Below are 21,694 nucleotides of genomic sequence, written 5' to 3' on the forward strand. Positions count from 1 at the left end.
TGGCCGCGACATTCAGGTCAGGCCCGTGTATCAGCATAACATGTAACCCCTAACTCAACCAACCTGACAGGAGAACGACCATGACCGTCAAACTCGCCATTATCTATTATTCCAGCTACGGCACCAACCATCAGATGGCATCAATCGCCGCCGAGGCGGCAAAGGCCGCAGGTGCCGAAGTACGGCTGTTGAAAGCCCCCGAAACCGCACCTGACGAAGTTGTTGCCGGTGTCGACGCCTGGAAGGCGCAGGCCGAAAAAACCGCCGACATTCCCGATGCAACCGCCGACGACATGGAATGGGCGAATGCCTATCTGATTTCGGCGCCAACCCGGTTTGGCATCATGGCCAGCCAGATGCGCGCCTTCATCGACACGCTGGGCGGTGTCTGGGGCAAGGGCGGGTTGGCCAACAAACCGGTATCGGCCATGACCTCGGCGCAGAACATGCACGGCGGCCAGGAAACAACCTTGGTGTCGTTTTATACCACTGTGATGCATTGGGGCGGATTCGTGGTTGCGCCGGGCTATACCGACGAAGTCATCTTCAAAACCGGCGGCAATGCTTATGGCTATAGCCACACCCAAGGCAATGAATTCACTGACGAGGTGAAAAACGCGATTGGCCATCAGGCTCGCCGTCTGGTCGATGTTGCGGCAAAGCTGGGCTAAGCCCGAAAACACGTGATTGGCACGGTCAGCCATCTTGTCTGACCGTGCCAGTATGGGCGAACGGCGGCTGAAAACACCGCCGTTCGCCACCCTGGCAAAGATCATTCAGCCGCCAGAGACACCTTGGCGCCACTTTCGCGCCGCAACCGTTTTGACGCCATGCCAGGTTCGGCGCCCCAGACCGCGATCCAGCGGTAAAAGACCGGCGTCAGAAACAGGGTGAACACCGTGGCAAAGCCCAATCCACCCACAATCACCCATCCAACCGCGATGCGCGCCTCGGCCCCTGCCCCCGATGTCAGGATCAGCGGCAAGCCGCCAAACACCGTTGACACCATCGTCATCAATACCGGCCGGATCCGCAGGCGCAGGGCATCGCGAATGGCACTGTCAATGTCCTGACCCGCCTCGCGCAACTGATTGGCAAATTCCACGATCAGGATACCGTTCTTGGCCATCACCCCGATCAGCATGACCAGCCCGATCTGGCTGTAATAATTCAACGATCCACCGGTCAGCGAAATTGCCATCAGGGCCGCCGCCAGCCCGAATGGCACGGTCAGCATGATCACGACCGCACTGGCAAAGCTTTCAAACTGCGCCGAAAGCACCAGAAAAACGACCACAAAGGCGACGGCAAACACCATATACATATCGGCCTGACTGTCGGTCAGGGTTGCCGCCTCGCCGGTGAAAATGATCCCCATGCCCTCGGGCAATGTATCGGCGGCGATCGCCGAAAGCCGGGTCATGGCCATGCCCAGATCAATCCCCTCTCCCAGGTTGGCCTGGGCCGACACGGCCAGCGATCCGCCTTGGCGCGAAATCGACGATTGGTTCACGACCGGCACCAGCGTTGCCGCAGATGACAGGGGCACATAGGCCCCACCGGGCAAACGCAGATAGATCGATTCAAGGTCGGACGGGTCGTCAATCGGCGGCCCACCGGGCAGGATCCTGACGTTGGTTTCGGTATCGTTTTCAAAAACCGTAGTGGCAATCCGGCCCTGCACCAGCGCGCTGACAGTGCGGGTGATGTCTGCCGCGCTTAATCCGAACACGCTGGCCATGTCGGGGTCGACGCGCACCTCGTACTGGGCCTGCACGCTGTCACTGGAAATCTGCGGGTTGAGAAACGTGTCATCCTGCGCCATCGCCGCCACCAATTGATCGGCGGCGGTGGTCATTGCATCGACATTCTTGCCGGTGACTGCAAATTGCAATCCCCGCCCGCCGCCACGAATGTTCAGACTGTTGGTCGAACGGGCGCTGACCTGAACGCCGGGCACGGTGGCCAGTTGGCTGTTGATGCTGGCGATGATTTCGGATTGTGACCGGTCGCGGTCGGCCCAGTCGGGCAGACGTACGATGATAAACGCGCTGGTGCCGCCACCGATACCGATGATGCTTTGCACTGCCGCAATTTCGCCGGTGTCACGGTACGGGGTCAGGATGTCTTCGATCATCGTGACCTGGGTTTCCAGGTAATCAACCGTGGTATCGGGCGCACCCCGCGCAAAGATCAGGAAAAATCCGCGGTCTTCCTCGGGCGTGATGCTGGACGATAACGTACCCGCAGCCCCCGCCGCAATAATCGCAAACCCCGTTGCGATCGCCAGCACGATCAGCGGCGCGCGGATCGCACGGTCCATCACCCAGTCAAATCCCCGTGCAAGCCTGCCGGGCGTGGCGGGTTTGGTGATTTTGGGATCGGGTTTTCCGGGGTCAAGGAACGCCGCCAGCACCGGTGCCAAGGTCAGCGCGGTGATCGACGACAGCGTGACGGCAAACGCCAGTACAAAGCCAAATTCGCTGAACACCCCGCCTGCCTGACCGGGCAGGAACGAAATCGGGATAAACACGGCCGCCAGCGTCGCAGTGGTTGAAATGACGGCAAAGAATACCTCATTCGTGCCCGAGGCGGCAGCGGCAAACGCGCCCATGCCCTGTTTGCGTTTGCGCACGATGTTTTCGATCACAACGATGGAATCATCCACAACCATGCCCGTTGCCAGCACCAGCGCCAGCAGGCTGATCGTGTTGACCGAAAATCCGGTCAGCCAGATCGCCGCGATCGTACCAACCAAGGCCACGGGAATCGTGATCGCGGGAATGATCGTTGCGCGCGCCGAGCGCAGGAAGGCAAAGATCACCGCGATGACGATGATTGTTGCAAGGCCAATGGATGTGACCACCTCGTTGATCGACCCTTCGATGAAGGTGCCGTCATCGGATGTGATCAACAGTTCGACCCCCTCAGGCAGTGTCGGGCGCAGTTCCTCGACCGCGGCGCGCACCTGTTTTGAGATTGATAACGTGTTGCCGACGGATTGGCGCGTGATCTCAAGCCCGACCGCCATTCGCCCGTTGACCCGGGCCGATACGGTGTTTTCCTCGGGAAGCAACCGAACGAAGGCCACATCGGACACCCGCGTATTTGCATCGATCGGGGTCTGGCCCACGGTCTCGACCGTGACATCCGCGTTGCCCACCCGCAGCGCCATGGTTTGCGATGTCGATTCCAGCGTGCCCAGCGGCGTGTCGTCGCGCAAGGCGGTCAGCGCCGTGGATACATCAAATACCGTCAACCCCCGGCTCAGCAACGCGGGCATATCAAGGGTCACGCGAAATTCGTTGGCCCGGTTGCCCCGCACCGAAACCTCGGCGATGCCGTCAATGACCGACAGGCGGTCATAAATTGCCCCCTCGGCCAGAGCGGTCAGCGCATCAAAACTGGCGTCGCCCAAAATCGCCAGACGGATGATCGCGTCGGCATTGCTGTCGCTTTTGGTGACGGTCGGATCATCATCCAGAGCGTCGGGAAGGCGGCGCAGGGTGGCCGATACGATCTCGCGCGCCTCGTTGGCGGCAACGTCAACATCGGTGCCATCGGACAAATCAATGGTGATCCGGCTCGACCCGGTCGAAGATGTCGATTCGATATAAGACACACCCTCCAACGCGCTCAGCGCGTCTTCCAGAACCTGTGTCACTTCCTGATCGACAATCGCGGGCACGGCCCCCTCGTATGTGGTACGCACCGACAACACAGGGCGGTCGACGTCGGGCATTTCGCGCACATCAACGGCGACCAAGGCGGCAAGCCCGGCAATGAGGATCAACAGGTTGACGACAATGCCAAAAATCGGGCGGGCAACAAAAAGCTCGGCAAACCCCGTTTTGCCGGATGACGGTATCGGCGCGCTCATTTCGACACGTTGGCCGCTGGGCGCGGTCCCGTCTGATCGCCCGACCCGGCATTGCGCGCGGGCGGCCCGCCCAAGGCGGCGGATTCGCCCGCGGCACCCCCCCGGCGGCCACGCCGTTCGCCGGCGCCACCCGGTGTGGAAATCCGCGCCCCGTCGCGCAGTTTTTGCGCGCCTTCGGTGACCACCATCGTGCCTTCGGCAATCTCGGCATCAATCCAGACCGTATCATTGCGGCGATACAGAATCGTTACCGGCACCCGTTTGGCGGCACCATCGGCATCAATCCACACACCCGCCCCGGCGCGCGACCAGGTGATCGCGGTTGAAGGCAGGGCCGGTAACGGCGCGCTTTCCTGATTTAGGCGCACGGCAAATGTCATGCCCGGCCACAGCACCCCGTCCGGGTTTTCGATCCGGGCCTTGACGGTCACGCTTCTTGTGACACTGTCGATGCGGCTGTCGAATGACACGATATCGCCCTCGAACACCCGCCCCGCAAAAGTTGAGGTACTGGCCAGAACGGTTTTCGCATCGGCCAGCAGGCCGATTGCCCGCTCGGGCAGTTCAAATTCGACAATCAGCGCGCTGGCCTGATCGATGCTGGCAATAACGCTGTTGGCGGTGATCACATCACCGATTTCAACACGGCTGAGGCCGAGTTTGCCGGCGATGGGCGCGCGGATGATCCGGTCATCCAGCGCCACTTGCGCCAGCCCTACCGCCGCTTCGGCAAGGCGTCGCTTCACCAGGGCCTCGGACATTGTCACGTCGGTCACCGTTGACGCGCCCCCCGCCCTAAGCCGTTCATAGCGCGCGACAATTTCCTGTGCCTGTTCCAGATTGGCCTGGGCAATCTCAAGGTTCAGAACCTGGGCGCGCACATCGAAACGCACCAATACCTCGCCCGCTTCCACGTCGCGGTTTGCGGTCAGGTTGGTTTCGGTCACCGTGCCTGCGGTATTGGCCACGACATTGACACTGCGCAGGGCCGAGGCGGTGCCGATCGCGTTCAGCGTATTCACATAGGGCTGGATTTCCAGCGGTGTGGTCACGACTGTTGTGGCGCGTGATCCCCCCCTTGGCCCACGCGCGCCACCACCCGCCGGCGGCACGGCGCCACCGTTGCCCGCCGCAGAATCGCCACCTGTGCCCGGCGGGATCATTGCCGCAATCGATGGCGGCAGACCAAACGTCACCGTATAGGCACCGGCGACAATCGCAATTGCGACAAGCAGCGTCAGAAGTTTCCGCATGAAAGATACGCGCCTTTTTTGAACATGTTCTTTTGATTATACGTCACGGTCCGGCATTTCCGTCGCAAAAATCCGGCCTGTCCGGAATATTATATATCCCCACCATTGTGTGATCGTTCAATACCCTTACCTAACCCTCATCACGCCCCGCGATATTTGCGGTCGCGCGCCGCCACACGGAAAGGACCACCCCATGAGCAACCCACTTCGCATTGACATCGTGTCTGACGTGATGTGCCCCTGGTGCATCATCGGGTATCGTCAACTGGCGCAGGCGTTGGCCGACACCGGCACCGCCCATGACATCCACTGGCATCCGTTCGAATTGAATCCCGAAATGCCGCCAGAAGGGCAGAACATGCGCGAACACATCATCGAAAAATATGGTGCTACCCCCGCGCAATCGGCGCAGAACCGCGCCCAGATGACAGCACTGGGTAAAGATCTGGATATCGATTTTCGCTTTACCGAAGACATGCGCATGCACAACACATTCAACGCGCATCAACTGCTGCATTGGGCCGATACGCTGGATCGCAAGCATGATCTGAAAATGGCGCTGTTCAGCGCACATTTCACCGACGGGCGCAATCTGTCCAACCCGGCGGTGCTGGCCGATGTGGCCGGAGAAATCGGCCTGAACCGCGACACCGCCGCGGCCGTTCTGGAGGATCAGCGGTTCGCCTCGGCCGTGCGCGAGGCACAGGGTTTCTGGAGCGAACAGGGCATTCGCGGCGTGCCTGCCATGGTGTTTGATCGCCAACACCTGGTCACAGGGGCGCAAGGGGTGGAAAATTATACCAACATCCTGAAACAGTTGGCCAAGACGCCCGCCTGACCGAATCCTGCGGCCCCTGACCAAAATACAATCGCCGCTTTGATCCCGATCAACGCGGCGCGTATCGTGTCAGATAACCTTTGGGCAATCAAAAGGAGATTCGGATGCTTGGCTTTACAAAAGCGATGGTATTGGCAATCTGCGTGGCCACGCCCGCCATGGCCCAGGATATGGCCGAAGGCGAACAGCTGTTTCAGCACCGCTGCGCGACCTGCCACGGTCTGAGCGCGAATGGCACCGGGCCGATGGCCCCCGTATTGCTGATTCAACCCACGGATCTAACGCAGTTACAGCAAAAAAACGATGGCACGTTCCCTGTTCAACGGGTGGTCTGGCGCATTGATGGACGCGAACCTTTGGTCAGCCACGGATCGCCAATGCCCGTCTATGGTGACTTTTTTCAAGGCCGCGATGTCACGCTGAAGGCCGACACGGGCCAGCCGATCATGACCAGTCAGCCGATTGCCGATCTTGTTGCCTGGCTGCAATCCATCCAGCAATGACATCAGCGGCCCCACCCCGCCGATCACCAGAAAATTATTCTGACAGACCCATAGTTTGTGTTAGCGTGGCAATAACGCGCCAAAATATCCGGAGGCCGAGATGGCGATCAATGTTGTGTGTCTTGAATGTGGCCAAGGCAACAGAATACCCGAGGCAAAGCTGAATGCCGGGCCGAAATGCGCCACCTGTGGCACGGCACTGTTCACCGACAAGCCGACGGAAATCTCGCTCGACATTCTGACCAAGGCCGCGCGCGTCGACACAATGCCGCTGATTGTGGATTACTGGGCGGCCTGGTGCGGACCCTGCCGGATGATGGCCCCCGAATTTGCCGCCGCCGCCAAAGCCATGAAGGGCAAGGCGCGTTTTGCAAAACTCGACACCGAGGCCTATCCAAAAGCAAGCCAACGATACGACATCCGCGGCATCCCTTTGTTGATTGCCTTTGTTGGCGGGCGCGAGGTCAAACGCCAATCCGGGGCGATACCCGCGGCCAAGATCATCGAATGGGCCTCGGGCCTGGTGCAGGCAAAAGGTGGGGTAAAATAAGTTTCAACCACGCCCGTCCATTTGCCAAAGATGCCGCTGACGTCATTCATGAGTGAACCGAACATGTAAGGGGAGATGAAAAATGCACGCTGATCTTGAAACACGCCGCCGGGTGCTGATCGTGATGTATCGACGTTACCTTGATGCCGACCGATGCTGGAATCTGGCTGTTCGCGAGATGAAACTGTGGTTTCCAACAGAAGATCAGCACAGCCTTTCAAGGTTGGGCAACCCCGGCTCTTTCATTCGGCGCCGCTATGAACAGCGAGAGCGGGCCTTGGCGCTTTTGACGGCCGCGCACCTGAAACTTGACGTGGCACGACAGCGTTTGGCCAAAAGACGCGCAAAATCCGATGCCGCACCGCCCCTGCGCCTGACCTATATCGGGGCGCATGTCGCCTGATAGATCATCCACGGCAGGATCGTTTTCACCCATCCCAAGGAGCATGAAATGGTAGATACAGATCGGCACAAAAAACAGATCAAGGCACAGTTGCAGGAACTTCACAAACGTCTGGACCGCGTCGAAGAAACATTGGATGAACCCGCCGATCGGGATCTGGCAGATCAGGCAATCGAACTGGAAGATGATGAGGTTCTGGAGGGCATTGGCCGCGCCAGTGTGCGCGACGTCCGGCTGTTGGAGGCGGCGTTGGAGCGGATCGAAAACGACACCTATGGTATCTGCAACACCTGCGGCACGGAAATCACCACCGCGCGCCTTGATGCCATCCCTTATGCGATGCTGTGTCGCGACTGTGCCGGGGCAGGCCCGTCAAAATCATAGGGCACCGCACCAGCGGATATGAATCCCATCGTGGCACGGGGGCGAGGCGCGGCTTAATCCGTGATCTCGTCAAGGCCCCGTGTCACCACGATCGAGGCCACAGCCATGGCCGCAAAAATGATTAGCGTAATGTGTGGACCGGCCAGTGAGGCCAGCGCGCCAAACACGCCCGACCCCAACAGGACAATCCCGATCACCGTGTTTGACACGGCGGTATATGTCGCGCGGTTGTCGGCGGGGGCCATATCGACCAGATAAATCACCCGCCCCTGCCGCACCCCGTGATAGGCGAGCATCAGCACAAACAAAACCAGCGGCAGCGCCCAGATCGTACCCGAAGCCCCCGCCAGATCCAGCCCCACCGCCGCCAACAGCGCCACCGCCCCGGCCATGCCCGAAAACATCAGCACCTTGCGGCTGGACCGATCAGCCAACCGGCCCCAGATCCACGAACTGAGAAAAGACGCCACCGACGAGGCCAGCACCAGCGCGCCAAGACGGTCAAACGCGCCCTGCCCCGCCTGCGCGCCCAGCAACACGATATAGGGCGGCGCAAGGGCGGTGGCGGTCAAAAGCCCCCGCGCCAGGATGAAGCGGCGCAATTGCCGATCACTGCGCAAAATACCAAGCTGACCCAGCGTCGGCGTTTCGGACTGTCCCGGTGCGCGTTCTTCCCACAAGGTTGAAAAAAACGCGCCCGCACCAATCCACAACGCCGCAGCCAGGGCAATGGCAACCAGCACCAGCGTCGGGCGGTCCACCAGCCCGGTGATCAGCACCAGCGCAAAAATCACCACCGCCCCCGCGCCCAGAGATGTGGCCACGCCAGTTGCCGCACCGCGCCGCGACTGGCCCACGGTCTTGCCCAAAACATCGCTGTAACTGACCGAACAAACCGACCGTGACACCGCCAGCACCGCCAGCAAAGCACAAATCACCGCCCCCGCGGTGGAACCGGTCAGTGTCAGCGCCGCCAGAACGATACCCGCCGCCGCCGCTCCCTGCCCGATGCAGCCCGCCGCCCAGGCCCATTTGCGTTGCGCCATCGCCTGTATTCGCGGCGCGGTGAACAGTTGCGGCAGCAATGCCCCCGCTTCGCGGATCGGCACCAACAGGCCAACAAAAAATGTCGAAGCCCCTAGATGGGTCAACAGCCAGGACAGCACCAGTTTCGGATCGATCAGCCCGTCGGCGACCTTGCTCATCGAAAGAGAGGCGGCGTGGCGCAGAAAATTCGCAGGCTCGTGGCGCGCCTGAGCCTGCGACAGACCGCCCGCATCCCCGGTGTCATCCACCAGGGCGGTGAACAGCCTGTTCGTGATTGTTGCTCTGCTCATCGCACCCCCGGCTGAATGGTCGTCGGCATGCGCACAAGAAACGTCAGCGGGCCGGAAAACACAAGCAGCGCGGCGATACCGGTCTGTTTGGCGGCGATCGGCATCACATTTGGCTGGCCCCTTTGTGCCGGGGCTGACTGTTATCCCGGCCAAAGGCGCAATCACCCTACTAAAACAGGGGCGATTTCAGAGACGTTAGAATACGCGCTTTTGTCGTTTGCGATATCTGCGAAAGCTGAACGCCAACGCCACACACAGGACAGCGGGCACCAAAAGCGCCTTGAAGGCCACGCTTTGAAACAGGAACGCGCCGCCGATGCCGCCGATCAAAAACCCCGAGATGATCAGCAGGAACAGGACCGCCTTGCGCCTGTCAAAGGTTTGCCCCCGCACCATCATGCCGATCATGATCCCCAGATCGGTGAATATTCCGGTCAGGTGCGTGGTACGCACAATTGCGCCGCTATAACTTGTCGCCAGCGCGTTTTGCACACCGCACGCCGTTGCCGCCGCGAAATAGCCAAAGATCGACCCTTTTGCCAACAACAGATAGGCGATGAAAAACAACGCCGCTTCCGTCATCAGCGCGGTATCGTAATGGTGACTGACCGTCAGCGCGCTGCCGCGCAGCAAAAAGCCGGATATCGCCGCCCCCAGAAGAAACGAAACCAACACCCCCGCCAGATGGGACGTGCTGGACAGCGACGGATCATACAGCGCAGCGCCAAGCAATGTCGCCGTGCCCGATACATGCGATATCGCCAACCGGTCAAAACCCAGAAACCCGATCACATTGACCAGCCCGGCGATGAACGCCAGCAAGAACGCGCCAAATTCAATCCATCTTGGCAGTTTGGTGATCAAGATCTGGCCTCACTTGGTTCTTGCCCGCCACCCTAAGCGCTCTTGCCGCGTTCTGCCAGATTGCGGGGGTGAATTTTGATCATGAACCGCGGCACGCCCCCCGCGCCCTATGAGGGCAGCGTGGAAAACAGGTGTTTTCGCCCCGCAATCAAAGGAGGATACAGTGCGCGGCAAACCCTTTACAGCTACGGTTAAATTGATCAATATCTCACTCTGTTGCCCGACACAGTATTGCCCGGACCCTTGCCCATGCGAATTGATCTTAGCGCGCTTTTTGCCGCTGCCCCTTCGCCATATGTTCTTCTTGATTCTGACCTGCGCATGGTTTGGGTCAATGATGCCTATGTTGACGTCACCGGGCGGGACCGCGACACCCTGATCGGGCGCATCATGACCGAGGCATTCCCCGCCCCTGCCGACTCCACCTCTGATCAGATGCTGCGCGGGTCGTTTCGGCGGGTTCTTGAAACAGGGCGGGTCGATCATTTGCCGTTGATCCCCTATCCGATCAAGACGGCAACCGGCCAAATCATTGATCGTTTCTGGAGCGCGACGCACACGCCCATTCTGGATGCAGACGGGCGCGTCGAATTCATTTTGCAAAATTCGATGGATGTGACCGACCTGTATCACTCCGAACACGCCGCAAGCGAACGGACCAGCCCGGATCAGGCATCTGTGCTGCAACGGGCCGAAGCGGTTGCAAACGAAAACCTGGCCCTCGGAGAGATGACCCGGTTCTTTCAGTCGGCGTTTGATCAGGCGCCCAGCTTCATGGCCATCGTCAACGGTCCGCAACATGAATTTCAGATCGTGAACAGATCCTATGTCGATCTTGTCGATGGGCGCGATCTGGTTGGCCTGACGGTGCGCGAGGCCCTGCCCGAACTGGAAGGTCAGGGATTTTTTGAACTGCTCGATCGGGTTTATACCACCGGTGAGCCGGTTTCGATCAAGGGCATGGGCGCACAGCTGAAATCCCCGGCAAACGGGCAGATGGCACAGCGTTTCGTCGATTTCATTTTTCATCCCATAAAGGATGAAACCGGCACCCCGACCGGAATATTCATTCAAGGGCATGATGTAACCGGCCAGAAAACCGCCGAGGCACAGCTGACCGCGACCCGCGAAAAGTTCAGAACCATGGCGCAGACCATGCCAAACCACGTCTGGACCGCTGAAAAGGACGGGGGGATCAATTGGCTCAACGATCGGATTTATCGCTTCACCGGCCTGCGCGAGGGGGATTTATACGGAACCAATTGGGGACGTGTCGTTCACCCTGACGATTTGGAAACCGTAAGTACACAATGGGCCGACACCATTCGGCATGGCAAGACCTATGAATCCGAATTTCGCATTCAGGCCGCCGATGGCAGTTACCGGTGGCATCTGGTGCGCGCGTCGCCTCTGCGCTCTGACGACGGGGCGCTGATCGGCTGGGTCGGAACCAATACCGACATCGAAGAGCGTAAAAGCACCGAAAACCAGATTGCCCAATTGAATGCGACGCTGGAAACCCGTGTTGCCGCCCGCAATCAAGAACTGGAAGAGCTGCACGCCACCTTGCGACAAAGTCTCAAGATGGAGGCGATTGGCAGCCTTGCCGGTGGCATCGCCCATGATTTCAACAACCTGTTGCAGGTCATCACCGGCAACCTGCAACTGCTCGGGCGCGAGATCGCGGCCGACTCGGCGGGGCAGGAACGGCTGGATCAGGCGATGAAGGCCGTGATGCGGGGCGCGACACTTGCCTCGCAACTTTTGTCATTTGCGCGCAAGCAACCGCTGGCGCCGGTTGTGACGAATCTGCGCCGCCTGATTGGCGAGAATTGGGATATCCTGAGCAGCGCGATTGGCGAAGGTGTCGAAATCGAAACGCAGTTTGCCGATGATCTGTGGAACACCAACGTCGATCCGAACAACATGGAAAATGCGCTGTTGAATCTGGCGATCAACGCGCGCGATGCGATGGAGCGACACGGCAAGCTGAGGATCAGCGTTGAAAATGCCGATCTGGGGGCCGCCGATGTGCGCGCCCATCCGGGGCTGGAGCCGGGCCAGTACGTGACACTGGCGGTCACAGATACCGGATCGGGCATTCCCGACGATGTGGCCGAACGGATATTCGAACCGTTCTTCACCACCAAGGAGGATGGCAAAGGCACCGGGTTGGGCCTGTCGATGGTGTATGGGTTTGCCAAACAATCGGGCGGGCATGTCACCATCGACAGCAAGGTGGGCAAAGGCACAACCATCCGCATCTATCTGCCAAGATCGTTGGAAAACGAACAGGTGTCTGATCAGACCGGGTCTGATGGCCTGTCGGGCGGGTCTGAAACCATTCTTCTTGTCGAAGACGATGACGACGTGCGCGAAACCGCGTTCAGCATGCTTTCGGATCTTGGATACACCGTTCTTCAGGCCGCCGGGGCCGACACCGCGTTACAGCATTTGCAGGGCGACGCGGCAATCGATCTGTTGTTTACCGATGTGGTGATGCCCGGCAAAACCACCGGTCAGGATCTGGCGGAAATGGCGCGTGAATTGCGGCCCGGTTTGCCGGTGCTGTTCACGTCAGGTTATGTTCAGGATACCATCGTGCATGACGGCCATCTTGACGAAGGATTGCAACTGCTTGGAAAGCCCTACACACAGCTTTCAATGGCGCGCAAGATCCGGGATGTTCTGGCACTTGAGGGAACACCGATCCAGCCGCGCGCAACTTGCACCCAACCGCCCGAGGAAAAGCGCGCGCCAGACCGGGCAGCCAGTCTCAAACCTCACCACATTCTGCTTTGTGAAGACGACCCATTGATCCGGATGGATGTTGCCCTTGGGCTTCGCGATGCCGGATATGAGGTTTTCGAAGCGCCAACAGCCCAAGGCGCGATTGACATACTAAAGGCAGAAACCATCGCCCTTTTGATCACGGATGTCGGATTGCCGGATCGCTCGGGCGAGGAATTGGCGGTTGAGGCAAGGCAGTTTCACCCGCAGTTGCCAATCATCTTTGCGACCGGCGGTCTGGATGTGCCGGCGGCGGAAACCCTTGGAAATTGCAAGGTGATGACCAAACCATTTCGCGATGTGGCCTTGTTAGAGACAATTGGCACCATGAATGTGGGCCGCGCAGAAATGGCCGACTGAGGCAGGTTTCAACGGCAGTCGGCGATTTTGGCAACCTGAATCAAAACGCGGCCGGTATGCATTCCGATCCGGCGCGCCAATGGCCGCAACTGCGGCCACCGAACCCCGTTTCATTTTATGCGACACGCCGCCAATCAGTCTTGTGTTACGCTTGCCGCAATCGCATCGACCGCCCTGAGCGAAAGCGCGGCAATCGTAAGGCTTGGGTTGGCCGTGGCCGATGTGGGAAACGTGCCAGACCCCAGCAAAAACAGATTGCGGTGATCAAAGCTGCGCAGATCGCCATCCACCACCGAATCCTTGGCATCCTTGCCCATGCGCACGGTGCCGATGATATGGCCTGCCCCCTGAATATCGGGCGAATGGTTGATGTTGGTGGCACCGATGGCGGCGAACACCTCGTCATGAGCCTGTTGGGCGGCGTCCAGACCGGCGCGCGTGTAATCGGAGTAATCGAAATGAATCCGCGGCAACGGCATGCCGTTGGCATCCTTTTTGTCAGGGTCCAATGTCACGCGGTTTTCGGCATCGGGCGATTGTTCGACCAGCGAACTGATGCGCAACTGACGCGAGGTCGCATCCTTAATCGCGGCGTCAAGTTCGGCACCGCGCAGGCCCGAATTGGCCAGATCGGCCGCTGTCGACAGGGGCGCACCGGTGGGCCAGGCGTGGCCATCATTGGCGATTTCAATCCGAAACGCGGCATGGTCCTTGCGGAAATCACCATCGCGCAGATTTTCGATACCCGAGGTCGAAAGCGGGCCGCGGAAGGGCCACACAGGCTCGGGCGTTTCTGCCCAGCTGAGTTTTGAGGGGTGATCCATCAGATTGCGCCCCACCTGATCAGAGCTGTTGGCAACACCATTCGCCGCCCCCTCTTGCGCTGAATTAAGCAGCAGGCGCGGTGTTTCAATGCCGTGGGCCGCAACAACCACAACCTTGCCGGTGGCCGTGCCGGTGCTGCCATCGGCCCGGCGGAAATCGACCGAGGTTATCTTGCCATCCGCACCAAGATTAAGCCGCGTTGCGGTGGTTTGATCATGCACAACCGCGCCCGCCGCTTCGGCCTGTTTCACATGAACGGTTGCGTCATATTTCGCCTGAATGGGACAGATCGGAATGCACGACGCGTTGCCGCAACATTCGGGGCGGTCGGCATGAAAGACCGAATTTCGCCCCTGCGGTGTGGCACGCAGTTCAAATCTTGTGCCCTCCAACGCCTTACCCACCTGTTTGTCCAGATAGGTGACCGGGATCATCGGCATCGGGTATTCGCCCGACCTGGGTGAACCCAGATCCTCGGCGCTGTCGCCCGCGACGCCAATCTCTTGTTCAGCGGCAAGATAGAAAGGCTCAAGCGCGTCATAATCAATCGGCCAGTCAACGGCGTGGCCATAAAGCGATTTCAGTTTGAAATCGGCCGGCACGTTGCGCAATGTCGTGCCCAACCAGTGCCATGTCGTACCGCCCACCACCTTGATATAGGTGGATTTGAAATTTTCGGGGCCCATCTGTTGATAATAATCTTCGATGCGGTGAGTCAGGGGATGGGGCGCGGTCGGGTCATTCGGATAAGGCGATTCCGGCACCTTGATCTTGGCATCCCAAAAGGTCTGAACGGCATCAAACCGGTCAATCCGCTTGCCACTCTCCAGAAAGGCAACCTTCAGCCCTTTTTGCGCCAGCTTTGCGCCCGCAATCGCCCCGGCCACGCCGGTGCCGATGATCAGAATGTCTGTGGTAATGTCATTTGCCATGTAAATTTGTCCTTGAATCAGATGTGGCCGGAAGAGAAAGAGATCAAATTCACGCCGCTGGCGGCTCTGACCAATACCCCACACCACCGCCGCAAAACGCCATCGGCTTGGAATAGCTCATCGCCTGCCAGATCAGCGCGTCGGTATAGGTAACCACCTGCAGATCATCGGGATCGGGCGATATCCCGGTGTACCAAGCCGCCACGATGTCATTGGCAAGATCTTCGTCAGATTGCCCATCTGCCAGTGCAGAAATTTCATCTTCCTTGCCCATGGCGACGAAAGATTTAAGGATCTTGGCGCCAACATCCTCATACAGGCTTTCCTTATTCAGCAGATTTTCGGACAGGGCCAGAAACGCCTCGGTATCCATGCCCGCAGCAAAGGCCCGGCCCGGCAGATGCGTCAGGGACAGCACGGAAATCCCCGAAACCGCAGACAACAGACCGCGCCGGGTTATGGTTGCCGAATTTCCCGAATTTGTATGAGCCATGCAATTTCCCCTTTTTCTTGCCATGCCAAGCGCAGGCCGACTTGACCTGTCCAACGTGCCACGGGTGCGGTTTGTTCCCCGGTGTCAGATATCGGCCCTTGTTTGATCATCCGGCGCGCTCACCGCCGGGTCGGGAAAAGCCACCACACCGCCTTGCGATTGGTTTGGGCCTTGGCTTTGGCGCTTGGGCCGCTACCTTAGCATGCAGAACCGACGCAACTTTGTGTTAAAACCATTTTTTGGAAGGAGCTTGATCAATCATGGGATCGCGCATTTTCACCACTGTCACAGCCATCAGCCTGTCAGCCACAATCGCAACTGGCGCCGCTGCCGACATTACCGTTTCATCAAAAATAGACACCGAAGGCGGCCTGTTGGGCAACGTCATCGCGCTGGCGCTGGAGGATGCGGGCCTGCCGGTTGAACGTCGCCTGCAACTGGGCGGCACCCAGGTGGTGCGCGAGGCGATTCTGGCCAATCAGATCGACATCTATCCCGAATACACCGGCAATGCCGCGTTCTTTTTCAACGAAGCCGACAGCGACATCTGGAAAGACGCCAAGGCCGCCCACGCCCGCGCCTCCGAATTGGACAGCGCGCAGAACAACATCACCTGGCTTGCATCTGCACCTGCCAATAACACCTGGGCCATTGCCGTAACCGGCCCCGTGGCCAAGGAAAACACACTCACCACCATGTCTGATTTTGGGGCCTGGGTGGCCGGGGGCGGCACGGTCAAACTGGCCGCGTCGACCGAATTTGTTTCGTCGCCTGCGGTGTTGCCCGCAATGCAGGCCACCTATGGTTTCGCGCTTTCGCCGGATCAGACGGTGATCCTGTCGGGCGGTGATACGGCGGCAACAATTCAGGCCGCCGCGCGCGGCACTTCGGGCGTCAATGCGGCGATGGTTTATGGCACCGATGGCGGCGTTGGGGCCACCGGCCTTGTGGTGATGGAGGACGACAAGGGCGTCCAGCCGGTTTATGAGCCCGCGCCAATCGTGCGTGCCGATGTGCTGGCGGAATATCCCGCCATTGCCGATGTGTTGAACCCGATCTTTGCGGGCCTTGACATGGCAACGCTGCAACAACTGAACGGGCGGATTCAGGTCGGTGGTGAACCCGCCGAGGCGGTCGCCCGCGATTATCTGACCCAGACCGGAGTTCTGGACTGATCGCGCGCAGTTTGCCCATATTACGATCCGGTGCAGGACTGTCTGCACCGGGGATTCTGTTCGGCGTTCTGGGTCTGGCGGCGTTACTGACGCCGTTCATGACCCTGGCCGCCAACCGAATTGTCGCAGGCGACGGCATTATGGCCTGGAACCTTGCCAGCCCACTGGCGGTCTTGCCGGGTCTGGCGGCGGTGCTGTTGGGGCTTGGCCTGGGGTTGCCCGCCGGGTTTGCGCGGCTGCGCCTTGTCGGGGCGGTTGTGGGGTTGGCCGGGCTGCTTTGGCTGTTGATGCAGGGGGCCCCTGCGTTATTGGACGGTGCGGGGGAGTATGCCCGGGTGTCGCCCGCTGTCGGATTCTGGTGTCTGCTTGTCGTGCTCATGTTGCTGATGGCTGATGCACTTGCCACCATGGCGTTGGGGCCCATGCAACGTGGGGCGGTGTTGCTCACCGTGATCGGCGCGCTGGCGATCATGCTGGGGTCTGGCGTTTTGGCCGATTTGTCGGTCATGCAGGAATACGCCGCCCGGCGCGATGCCTTTGTCAGTGAACTGGTGCGCCACCTTGGCCTTGCCTTTGGCTCGCTTGCGGCGGCGGCGGTGATCGGCTTTCCCTTGGGCGTTTTGTGCCATCGCCGCGAACAGTTGCGCGGTGCGATCCTGCCGGTGCTCAGTTTTTTGCAAACCATCCCGTCGCTGGCGATGTTTGGCCTGATGATACCACTGCTTGGCTGGGTCGGCGATACCGTGCCCGGCGCACAGGCCATCGGCATCGCCGGAATCGGGTTTGCCCCTGCTTTTCTGGCGCTGGTGCTTTATTCGCTGCTGCCGGTGGTGGGCAACACGGTCGCGGGTCTTGGCGCGACACCGCCTGCCGCGCTTGAGGCGGCGCGCGGCATGGGCATGACCCCGGCACAGCGCCTGCTGCGGGTCGAATTGCCGCTGGGCCTGCCGATCATCCTGACCGGGCTGCGCATTGTGCTGGTGCAAAACATCGGGCTGGCGGTGATTGCCGGGCTGATCGGCGGCGGCGGGTTTGGCACATTCGTGTTTCAGGGCCTGAATCAGACCGCGACTGACCTGATCCTGCTGGGCGCCTTGCCCACTGTGGCCCTGGCCCTGACCGCAGGTATCGTCATGGATATTCTGGTCGAACTGACCCGCCGCACCCCCAAGGACACCCGATGATCGAAATCGACAAAATCACCAAAACCTATGGCGCGACACAGGCGGTCGATTCTGTATCGATGACCGTTGAAACGGGCACGATCACCGTCATCGTCGGCACGTCGGGATCGGGCAAAACCACGCTTTTGCGCATGATCAACCGATTGGAAGAACCGACATCGGGCGAAGTGCGGATCAACGGCGAATCTACCCTTTCGCTGAAACCACATATCCTGCGGCGGCGGATCGGTTATGCCATTCAGGGCCACGGATTGTTTCCCCACCACACCGTGGCGCGCAATATCGGCGCTGTGCCCGAACTTTTGAATTGGTCGCGTGACAAGATCGCGGCCCGTGTTGATGAACTGCTTGATCTGTTTTCGATGGAGCCTGCACAGTTTCGTGACCGGTATCCGGGTGAATTGTCGGGCGGGCAACAACAGCGTGTCGGCGTGGCGCGCGCGCTGGCATCGCGCCCGGATCTGTTGTTGATGGATGAACCCTTTGGTGCGCTTGATCCGATCATCCGCACCCGCGCCCAAGAGGATCTGCGCCGCATCCAGAAACGGCTGGGGTCAACCATCATGCTGGTCACCCACGACATGGAAGAGGCGATCCGCCTCGGCGACCGCGTCGCGGTTATGGATGGCGGAAAACTGGTGCAATATGCCACGCCGCCAGAAATCATCACCCATCCGGCAACCGAATTTGTCGCCAACATGGTCGGCGATGTCGAGCGGCCCTTACGGCTTTTGTCACTGATCCCCCTGTCCGAAGTCGTTGAGGAAGGCAGCGCCGAGGGCGAGGCATTGCCGCCCGAGGCAAGCCTGCGTGATGCGTTGTCGGCCTGCCTGTGGACAGGGCGGTTGGCGGTGCCCGTGGTACAGGATGGCAGGCATATGGGCCGCGTCACTCTTGATGCGATCCGCGCGCGGGCCGAGTTGCACACATGAAAATCGGGATGATCCTGCGCCCCGCGCTGATCGCGCTTTTGCTGGCGCTGGTGGTGCGGCCCGACTGGTTCGTGCCCGTCTTTGCGCCACTGGCGCCCGAGGGTGGGCCGGTGATCTATCAACGCGCCTCGCTTTTGTCCCTGTCTCTCAGTCATCTTGGGCTTGTCTTGATGGCGTCATTGGCGGCCACTTTTGTCGCCGTTACGCTGGCCATTTTCGTGACCCGCCCGGCGGGGGCGGCGTTTCGTCCGTTGTCGCGCACGATCACCAATATCGGGCAAACCTTTCCGCCCGTGGCCGTGTTGGCATTGGCTGTGCCGGCCTTGGGGTTTGGCGCCGGGCCGACATTGGTGGCGCTGTTTCTTTACGGGTTGTTGCCGATTTTCGAAAACGCGATCACCGCGTTGTCCACCCTGCCCCCCGCCACGATGGAGGCCGCGCGCGGCATCGGGTTAAGCCGTTGGCAAAGACTGGTACGGGTGGAATTGCCGCTGGCCCTGCCGGTGACGCTGACGGGTATCCGCCTGTCGGTCGTCATCGCACTGGGCACTGCGACAATCGGATCGACCGTCGCCGCGCGCACATTGGGCGAAGTGATCATCGCCGGCCTTCTGACCAACAACACCGCCTTTGTTCTTCAGGGTGGCCTGATCGTGGGCCTGTTTGCCGTTCTGATCTATGATGCTATGGTCCTTCTCGAACGGCACCTGGCGCGCCGCATGGGCGGCTGAGCGATGTCCGGGATCAGAAATCGGCGATATAACCCACAGGCACCGAAAGGGCGTCTTGCAATCAGATCGCCTTTTGGTTCACCCGCGCCGACAGCTCTGCCGCACTTTCCTTGCGCTCGCTGTACCTGTCCAGAAGATACGCCTTGTTGTCACGGGTCAGCAGTGTGAATTTCATCAACTCTTCCATCACATCCACCATCCTGTCGTAAAACGGCGAAGGTATCATGCGCCCCGCGTCGTCAAATTCCAGAAATGCCTTTGGGGTGGACGACTGATTGGGAATGGTCAGCAAACGCATCCAGCGGCCGAGAATACGAAGTTGGTTCACCGCGTTAAAGCTCTGCGAACCGCCGCTGACCTGCATCACGGCAAGTGTTTTACCTTGGGTCGGGCGCACCCCGCCAAGGGACAGCGGTATCCAATCTATTTGGGCTTTCATGATCCCGGTCATCGCACCGTGGCGTTCGGGGGAACACCACACCATGCCTTCGGACCAGGTGACGAGATCGCGCAATTCCTGCACCTTGGGGTGATCGGCGCCTGCATCATCGGGAAGAGGAAGCCCCGAGGGGCAAAACGTGCGCGTCTCCGCGCCAAGCCGGGTCAGGATGCGGGCTGCTTCTTCGGTCATCAGCCGACTGTACGCGCGCGCCCTGAGAGAGCCATAAAGCAACAGAATACGCGGCGCATGTGACGCCCGATCCGGTGACAGCAGGCGATCATTGTCGATCGGGTGGAAAATCGGTTCGTCAACATTCGGGGTATCAGTCAACACGGCGTCCTTTCGAATCGATCAGCAATGTGCCGTCTTCTTTGTTCATCGGGCCGGGGGGCAGGCGTTCAAGAAGATCCAGCACCGCCTCGCTCGGGCGGCACAGCCGCACCCCTTTGGGCGTGCAAACGATGGGGCGGTTGACCAGAACGGGGTGGTCCAGCATTGCAGAAAGCAGCGCCTCGTCGCTCACCGTCGGGTCAAGCAATCCCAGGTCTTGCGCCGGGGATTTCGTTGTTCGCAATGCCGTGCGCGGCGTCAGCCCAGCAGCAGCGAACAGCCCGAGGAGTTGCGGGCGGGTCCAGCCGGTTTTCAGGTATTCAATGACCACCGGCGTTTCGCCCGATGCCTGAATGATCGCCAGCACATTGCGCGATGTGCCGCAATCGGGGTTATGGTGGATGACGATGCTCATGATCTGCCCCCTTCGGCCGGAAACCAGTGCTGTGTGCGGTTGGCAAAGGCAACAAGCGACAGCATCACCGGCACTTCGACCAGCACGCCAACCACCGTAGCCAGGGCAGCGCCCGATCCCAGACCAAACAGGCTGATGGCGACGGCAACCGCCAGTTCGAAAAAGTTGGACGTGCCGATCATGGCGCAAGGTGCCGCAACGTTGAACGGAATGCGCCAGGCCCGCGCGGCGCCATAAGCCAAAAAGAAAATGCCATAGGACTGAATCAGCAGCGGCACCGCGATCAGCACAATAACAAGCGGACGGTCAAAAATTACCTCGCCCTGAAACCCAAACAGCAGCACCACCGTCACCAACAGCCCGAAGATGGAAAAGGGTTGCACCCGGGCCTTGAAGGCATCGACCGCCCCTTCGCCGCTTCTGGCAACAAGATTGCGCCGCGTAATATACCCCGCCAGCAACGGCAGCAGGACATAAAGACCGACCGACAACAGCAGCGTATCCCACGGCACGACAATATCTGTTACGCCCAGCAAAAAGGCCACGATGGGCGCAAAGGCAAAGACCATGATCACATCGTTCACGCTGACCTGTACCAGCGTATAGGTGGCATCGCCGCGCGTGAGGTTCGACCAGACGAAAACCATCGCCGTGCAGGGTGCCGCGCCCAGCAGGATCACCCCCGCCAGATAGGCCTGCGCGTCATCCGGCGGGATCAGCCCCGCGAAAACATAGTTGAAGAACAACACGCCAAGGGCGGCCATGGTGAAAGGCTTGATCAGCCAGTTGACCGCCAGCGTCACGACCAGACCCTTGGGCCTGTCCCCCACCTGCCGCAGCGCGCCAAAATCCACGCCCACCATCATCGGATACACCATCGCCCAGATCAGCACCGCAACCGGCAGGTTGACCGAGGCAATTTCGAGCGAGGCCAAAGCCGAAAACGCGCCCGGAAACAAATTGCCCAAAAGCAGCCCCGCACCGATGGCAAGCGCCACCCAGACAGAAAGCCAGCGTTCAAAGAGGCCAAGGCCGGCGGCAGCGGAATGTGACAGATCGGTCATGTGAATCTT

20 protein-coding genes are annotated in these 21,694 nt (G+C 59.9%); 11 read left to right on the forward strand and 9 right to left on the reverse strand.

Going from position 1 to position 21,694, the window contains the following annotated elements; translation table 11 throughout:
- Positions 1 to 80: 80 nt before the first annotated feature.
- A complete protein-coding gene (gene wrbA / locus C8265_RS14725; protein WP_108484781.1) occupies positions 81 to 671 on the forward strand; it encodes an NAD(P)H:quinone oxidoreductase type IV in 591 nt (196 codons plus the stop codon).
- Positions 672 to 772: 101 nt separating this feature from the next.
- Here wrbA and C8265_RS14730 read toward each other — a convergent pair whose 3' ends face one another.
- Entirely contained in the window at positions 773 to 3,880 is a 3,108-nt protein-coding gene (locus C8265_RS14730) for an efflux RND transporter permease subunit (RefSeq protein WP_108484782.1), read from the reverse strand.
- The gene (locus tag C8265_RS14735; protein ID WP_108484783.1) at positions 3,877 to 5,133 is read right to left on the reverse strand and encodes an efflux RND transporter periplasmic adaptor subunit; all 1,257 of its coding nucleotides are present in this window, start codon (positions 5,131 to 5,133) and stop codon (positions 3,877 to 3,879) included. The genes C8265_RS14730 and C8265_RS14735 overlap by 4 nt, the downstream gene beginning before the upstream one ends.
- 193 nt (positions 5,134 to 5,326) lie before the next feature.
- Here C8265_RS14735 and C8265_RS14740 point away from each other — a divergent pair, with 193 nt between their 5' ends.
- From C8265_RS14740 to C8265_RS14760, 5 genes are all read left to right on the forward strand, one after another.
- A complete protein-coding gene (locus C8265_RS14740; protein WP_108484784.1) occupies positions 5,327 to 5,971 on the forward strand; it encodes a DsbA family oxidoreductase in 645 nt (214 codons plus the stop codon).
- A 104-nt stretch (positions 5,972 to 6,075) separates the two neighbouring features.
- Positions 6,076 to 6,474 (forward strand): c-type cytochrome, encoded by a 399-nt coding sequence (locus C8265_RS14745; RefSeq protein ID WP_108484785.1) that lies wholly within the window; start codon positions 6,076 to 6,078, stop codon positions 6,472 to 6,474.
- A gap of 100 nt (positions 6,475 to 6,574) precedes the next feature.
- Positions 6,575 to 7,024: a thioredoxin domain-containing protein gene (locus tag C8265_RS14750; RefSeq protein ID WP_108484786.1), complete on the forward strand. Its 450-nt coding sequence runs from the start codon at positions 6,575 to 6,577 to the stop codon at positions 7,022 to 7,024.
- A gap of 82 nt (positions 7,025 to 7,106) precedes the next feature.
- A complete protein-coding gene (locus tag C8265_RS14755) occupies positions 7,107 to 7,427 on the forward strand; it encodes a hypothetical protein (protein ID WP_108484787.1) in 321 nt (106 codons plus the stop codon).
- A gap of 48 nt (positions 7,428 to 7,475) precedes the next feature.
- Positions 7,476 to 7,811, forward strand: coding sequence for a TraR/DksA family transcriptional regulator (locus C8265_RS14760; protein WP_108484788.1), 336 nt, complete (start codon positions 7,476 to 7,478; stop codon positions 7,809 to 7,811).
- A 53-nt stretch (positions 7,812 to 7,864) separates the two neighbouring features.
- On the opposite strand, the gene C8265_RS14765 is transcribed toward C8265_RS14760, so the two are convergent.
- Complete coding sequence (locus C8265_RS14765; protein WP_108484789.1) at positions 7,865 to 9,148, reverse strand: MFS transporter; 1,284 nt, start codon at positions 9,146 to 9,148, stop codon at positions 7,865 to 7,867.
- Between the two features lie 195 nt (positions 9,149 to 9,343).
- Positions 9,344 to 10,012 (reverse strand): YoaK family protein, encoded by a 669-nt coding sequence (locus tag C8265_RS14770; RefSeq protein WP_108484790.1) that lies wholly within the window; start codon positions 10,010 to 10,012, stop codon positions 9,344 to 9,346.
- A gap of 249 nt (positions 10,013 to 10,261) precedes the next feature.
- Here C8265_RS14770 and C8265_RS14775 point away from each other — a divergent pair, with 249 nt between their 5' ends.
- The gene (locus C8265_RS14775) at positions 10,262 to 13,162 is read left to right on the forward strand and encodes a hybrid sensor histidine kinase/response regulator (RefSeq protein WP_108484791.1); all 2,901 of its coding nucleotides are present in this window, start codon (positions 10,262 to 10,264) and stop codon (positions 13,160 to 13,162) included.
- 134 nt (positions 13,163 to 13,296) lie between these two features.
- Here the strand turns inward: C8265_RS14775 and C8265_RS14780 are convergent, their stop codons facing one another.
- Entirely contained in the window at positions 13,297 to 14,919 is a 1,623-nt protein-coding gene (locus C8265_RS14780) for a GMC family oxidoreductase (protein WP_108484792.1), read from the reverse strand.
- A gap of 49 nt (positions 14,920 to 14,968) precedes the next feature.
- Positions 14,969 to 15,412, reverse strand: a complete 444-nt coding sequence (locus C8265_RS14785) for a sugar dehydrogenase complex small subunit (RefSeq protein WP_164512344.1) — start codon at positions 15,410 to 15,412, stop codon at positions 14,969 to 14,971.
- A gap of 260 nt (positions 15,413 to 15,672) precedes the next feature.
- Between C8265_RS14785 and osmF the strand changes: the two genes are divergently transcribed.
- From osmF to C8265_RS14805, 4 genes are read left to right on the forward strand one after another with little or no spacing between them, the layout of a single operon-like run.
- Positions 15,673 to 16,587 (forward strand): glycine betaine ABC transporter substrate-binding protein OsmF, encoded by a 915-nt coding sequence (gene osmF / locus C8265_RS14790; RefSeq protein WP_108484793.1) that lies wholly within the window; start codon positions 15,673 to 15,675, stop codon positions 16,585 to 16,587.
- 11 nt (positions 16,588 to 16,598) lie between these two features.
- Entirely contained in the window at positions 16,599 to 17,771 is a 1,173-nt protein-coding gene (locus C8265_RS14795; RefSeq protein WP_108484794.1) for an ABC transporter permease, read from the forward strand.
- Complete coding sequence (locus tag C8265_RS14800) at positions 17,768 to 18,703, forward strand: ABC transporter ATP-binding protein (protein WP_108484795.1); 936 nt, start codon at positions 17,768 to 17,770, stop codon at positions 18,701 to 18,703. Before C8265_RS14795 ends, C8265_RS14800 begins: the two co-directional genes overlap by 4 nt.
- The gene (locus C8265_RS14805) at positions 18,700 to 19,434 is read left to right on the forward strand and encodes an ABC transporter permease (RefSeq protein ID WP_108484796.1); all 735 of its coding nucleotides are present in this window, start codon (positions 18,700 to 18,702) and stop codon (positions 19,432 to 19,434) included. The genes C8265_RS14800 and C8265_RS14805 overlap by 4 nt, the downstream gene beginning before the upstream one ends.
- Before the next feature lie 61 nt (positions 19,435 to 19,495).
- On the opposite strand, the gene arsH is transcribed toward C8265_RS14805, so the two are convergent.
- From arsH to arsB, 3 genes are read right to left on the reverse strand one after another with little or no spacing between them, the layout of a single operon-like run.
- Positions 19,496 to 20,206, reverse strand: a complete 711-nt coding sequence (gene arsH, locus C8265_RS14810; RefSeq protein ID WP_108484836.1) for an arsenical resistance protein ArsH — start codon at positions 20,204 to 20,206, stop codon at positions 19,496 to 19,498.
- Entirely contained in the window at positions 20,199 to 20,621 is a 423-nt protein-coding gene (arsC, locus tag C8265_RS14815; protein WP_108484797.1) for an arsenate reductase (glutaredoxin), read from the reverse strand. Before arsC ends, arsH begins: the two co-directional genes overlap by 8 nt.
- Positions 20,618 to 21,685 (reverse strand): ACR3 family arsenite efflux transporter, encoded by a 1,068-nt coding sequence (gene arsB / locus C8265_RS14820; RefSeq protein ID WP_108484798.1) that lies wholly within the window; start codon positions 21,683 to 21,685, stop codon positions 20,618 to 20,620. The genes arsC and arsB overlap by 4 nt, the downstream gene beginning before the upstream one ends.
- Positions 21,686 to 21,694 lie beyond the last annotated feature (9 nt).

Origin of the sequence: Oceaniglobus ichthyenteri (genome assembly GCF_003057885.1) — a bacterium.
Taxonomy (GTDB): Bacteria; Pseudomonadota; Alphaproteobacteria; order Rhodobacterales; family Rhodobacteraceae; genus Oceaniglobus; species Oceaniglobus ichthyenteri.

Coding starts and splice junctions, on each gene's coding strand:
- wrbA (WP_108484781.1), top strand. CDS start 81: ATGACCGTCAAACTCGCCATTATCTATTATTCCAGCTACGGCACCAAC.
- C8265_RS14730 (WP_108484782.1), bottom strand. CDS start 3,880: ATGAGCGCGCCGATACCGTCATCCGGCAAAACGGGGTTTGCCGAGCTT.
- C8265_RS14735 (WP_108484783.1), bottom strand. CDS start 5,133: ATGCGGAAACTTCTGACGCTGCTTGTCGCAATTGCGATTGTCGCCGGT.
- C8265_RS14740 (WP_108484784.1), top strand. CDS start 5,327: ATGAGCAACCCACTTCGCATTGACATCGTGTCTGACGTGATGTGCCCC.
- C8265_RS14745 (WP_108484785.1), top strand. CDS start 6,076: ATGCTTGGCTTTACAAAAGCGATGGTATTGGCAATCTGCGTGGCCACG.
- C8265_RS14750 (WP_108484786.1), top strand. CDS start 6,575: ATGGCGATCAATGTTGTGTGTCTTGAATGTGGCCAAGGCAACAGAATA.
- C8265_RS14755 (WP_108484787.1), top strand. CDS start 7,107: ATGCACGCTGATCTTGAAACACGCCGCCGGGTGCTGATCGTGATGTAT.
- C8265_RS14760 (WP_108484788.1), top strand. CDS start 7,476: ATGGTAGATACAGATCGGCACAAAAAACAGATCAAGGCACAGTTGCAG.
- C8265_RS14765 (WP_108484789.1), bottom strand. CDS start 9,148: ATGAGCAGAGCAACAATCACGAACAGGCTGTTCACCGCCCTGGTGGAT.
- C8265_RS14775 (WP_108484791.1), top strand. CDS start 10,262: ATGCGAATTGATCTTAGCGCGCTTTTTGCCGCTGCCCCTTCGCCATAT.
- C8265_RS14780 (WP_108484792.1), bottom strand. CDS start 14,919: ATGGCAAATGACATTACCACAGACATTCTGATCATCGGCACCGGCGTG.
- C8265_RS14785 (WP_164512344.1), bottom strand. CDS start 15,412: ATGGCTCATACAAATTCGGGAAATTCGGCAACCATAACCCGGCGCGGT.
- osmF (WP_108484793.1), top strand. CDS start 15,673: ATGGGATCGCGCATTTTCACCACTGTCACAGCCATCAGCCTGTCAGCC.
- C8265_RS14800 (WP_108484795.1), top strand. CDS start 17,768: ATGATCGAAATCGACAAAATCACCAAAACCTATGGCGCGACACAGGCG.
- C8265_RS14805 (WP_108484796.1), top strand. CDS start 18,700: ATGAAAATCGGGATGATCCTGCGCCCCGCGCTGATCGCGCTTTTGCTG.
- arsC (WP_108484797.1), bottom strand. CDS start 20,621: ATGAGCATCGTCATCCACCATAACCCCGATTGCGGCACATCGCGCAAT.
- arsB (WP_108484798.1), bottom strand. CDS start 21,685: ATGACCGATCTGTCACATTCCGCTGCCGCCGGCCTTGGCCTCTTTGAA.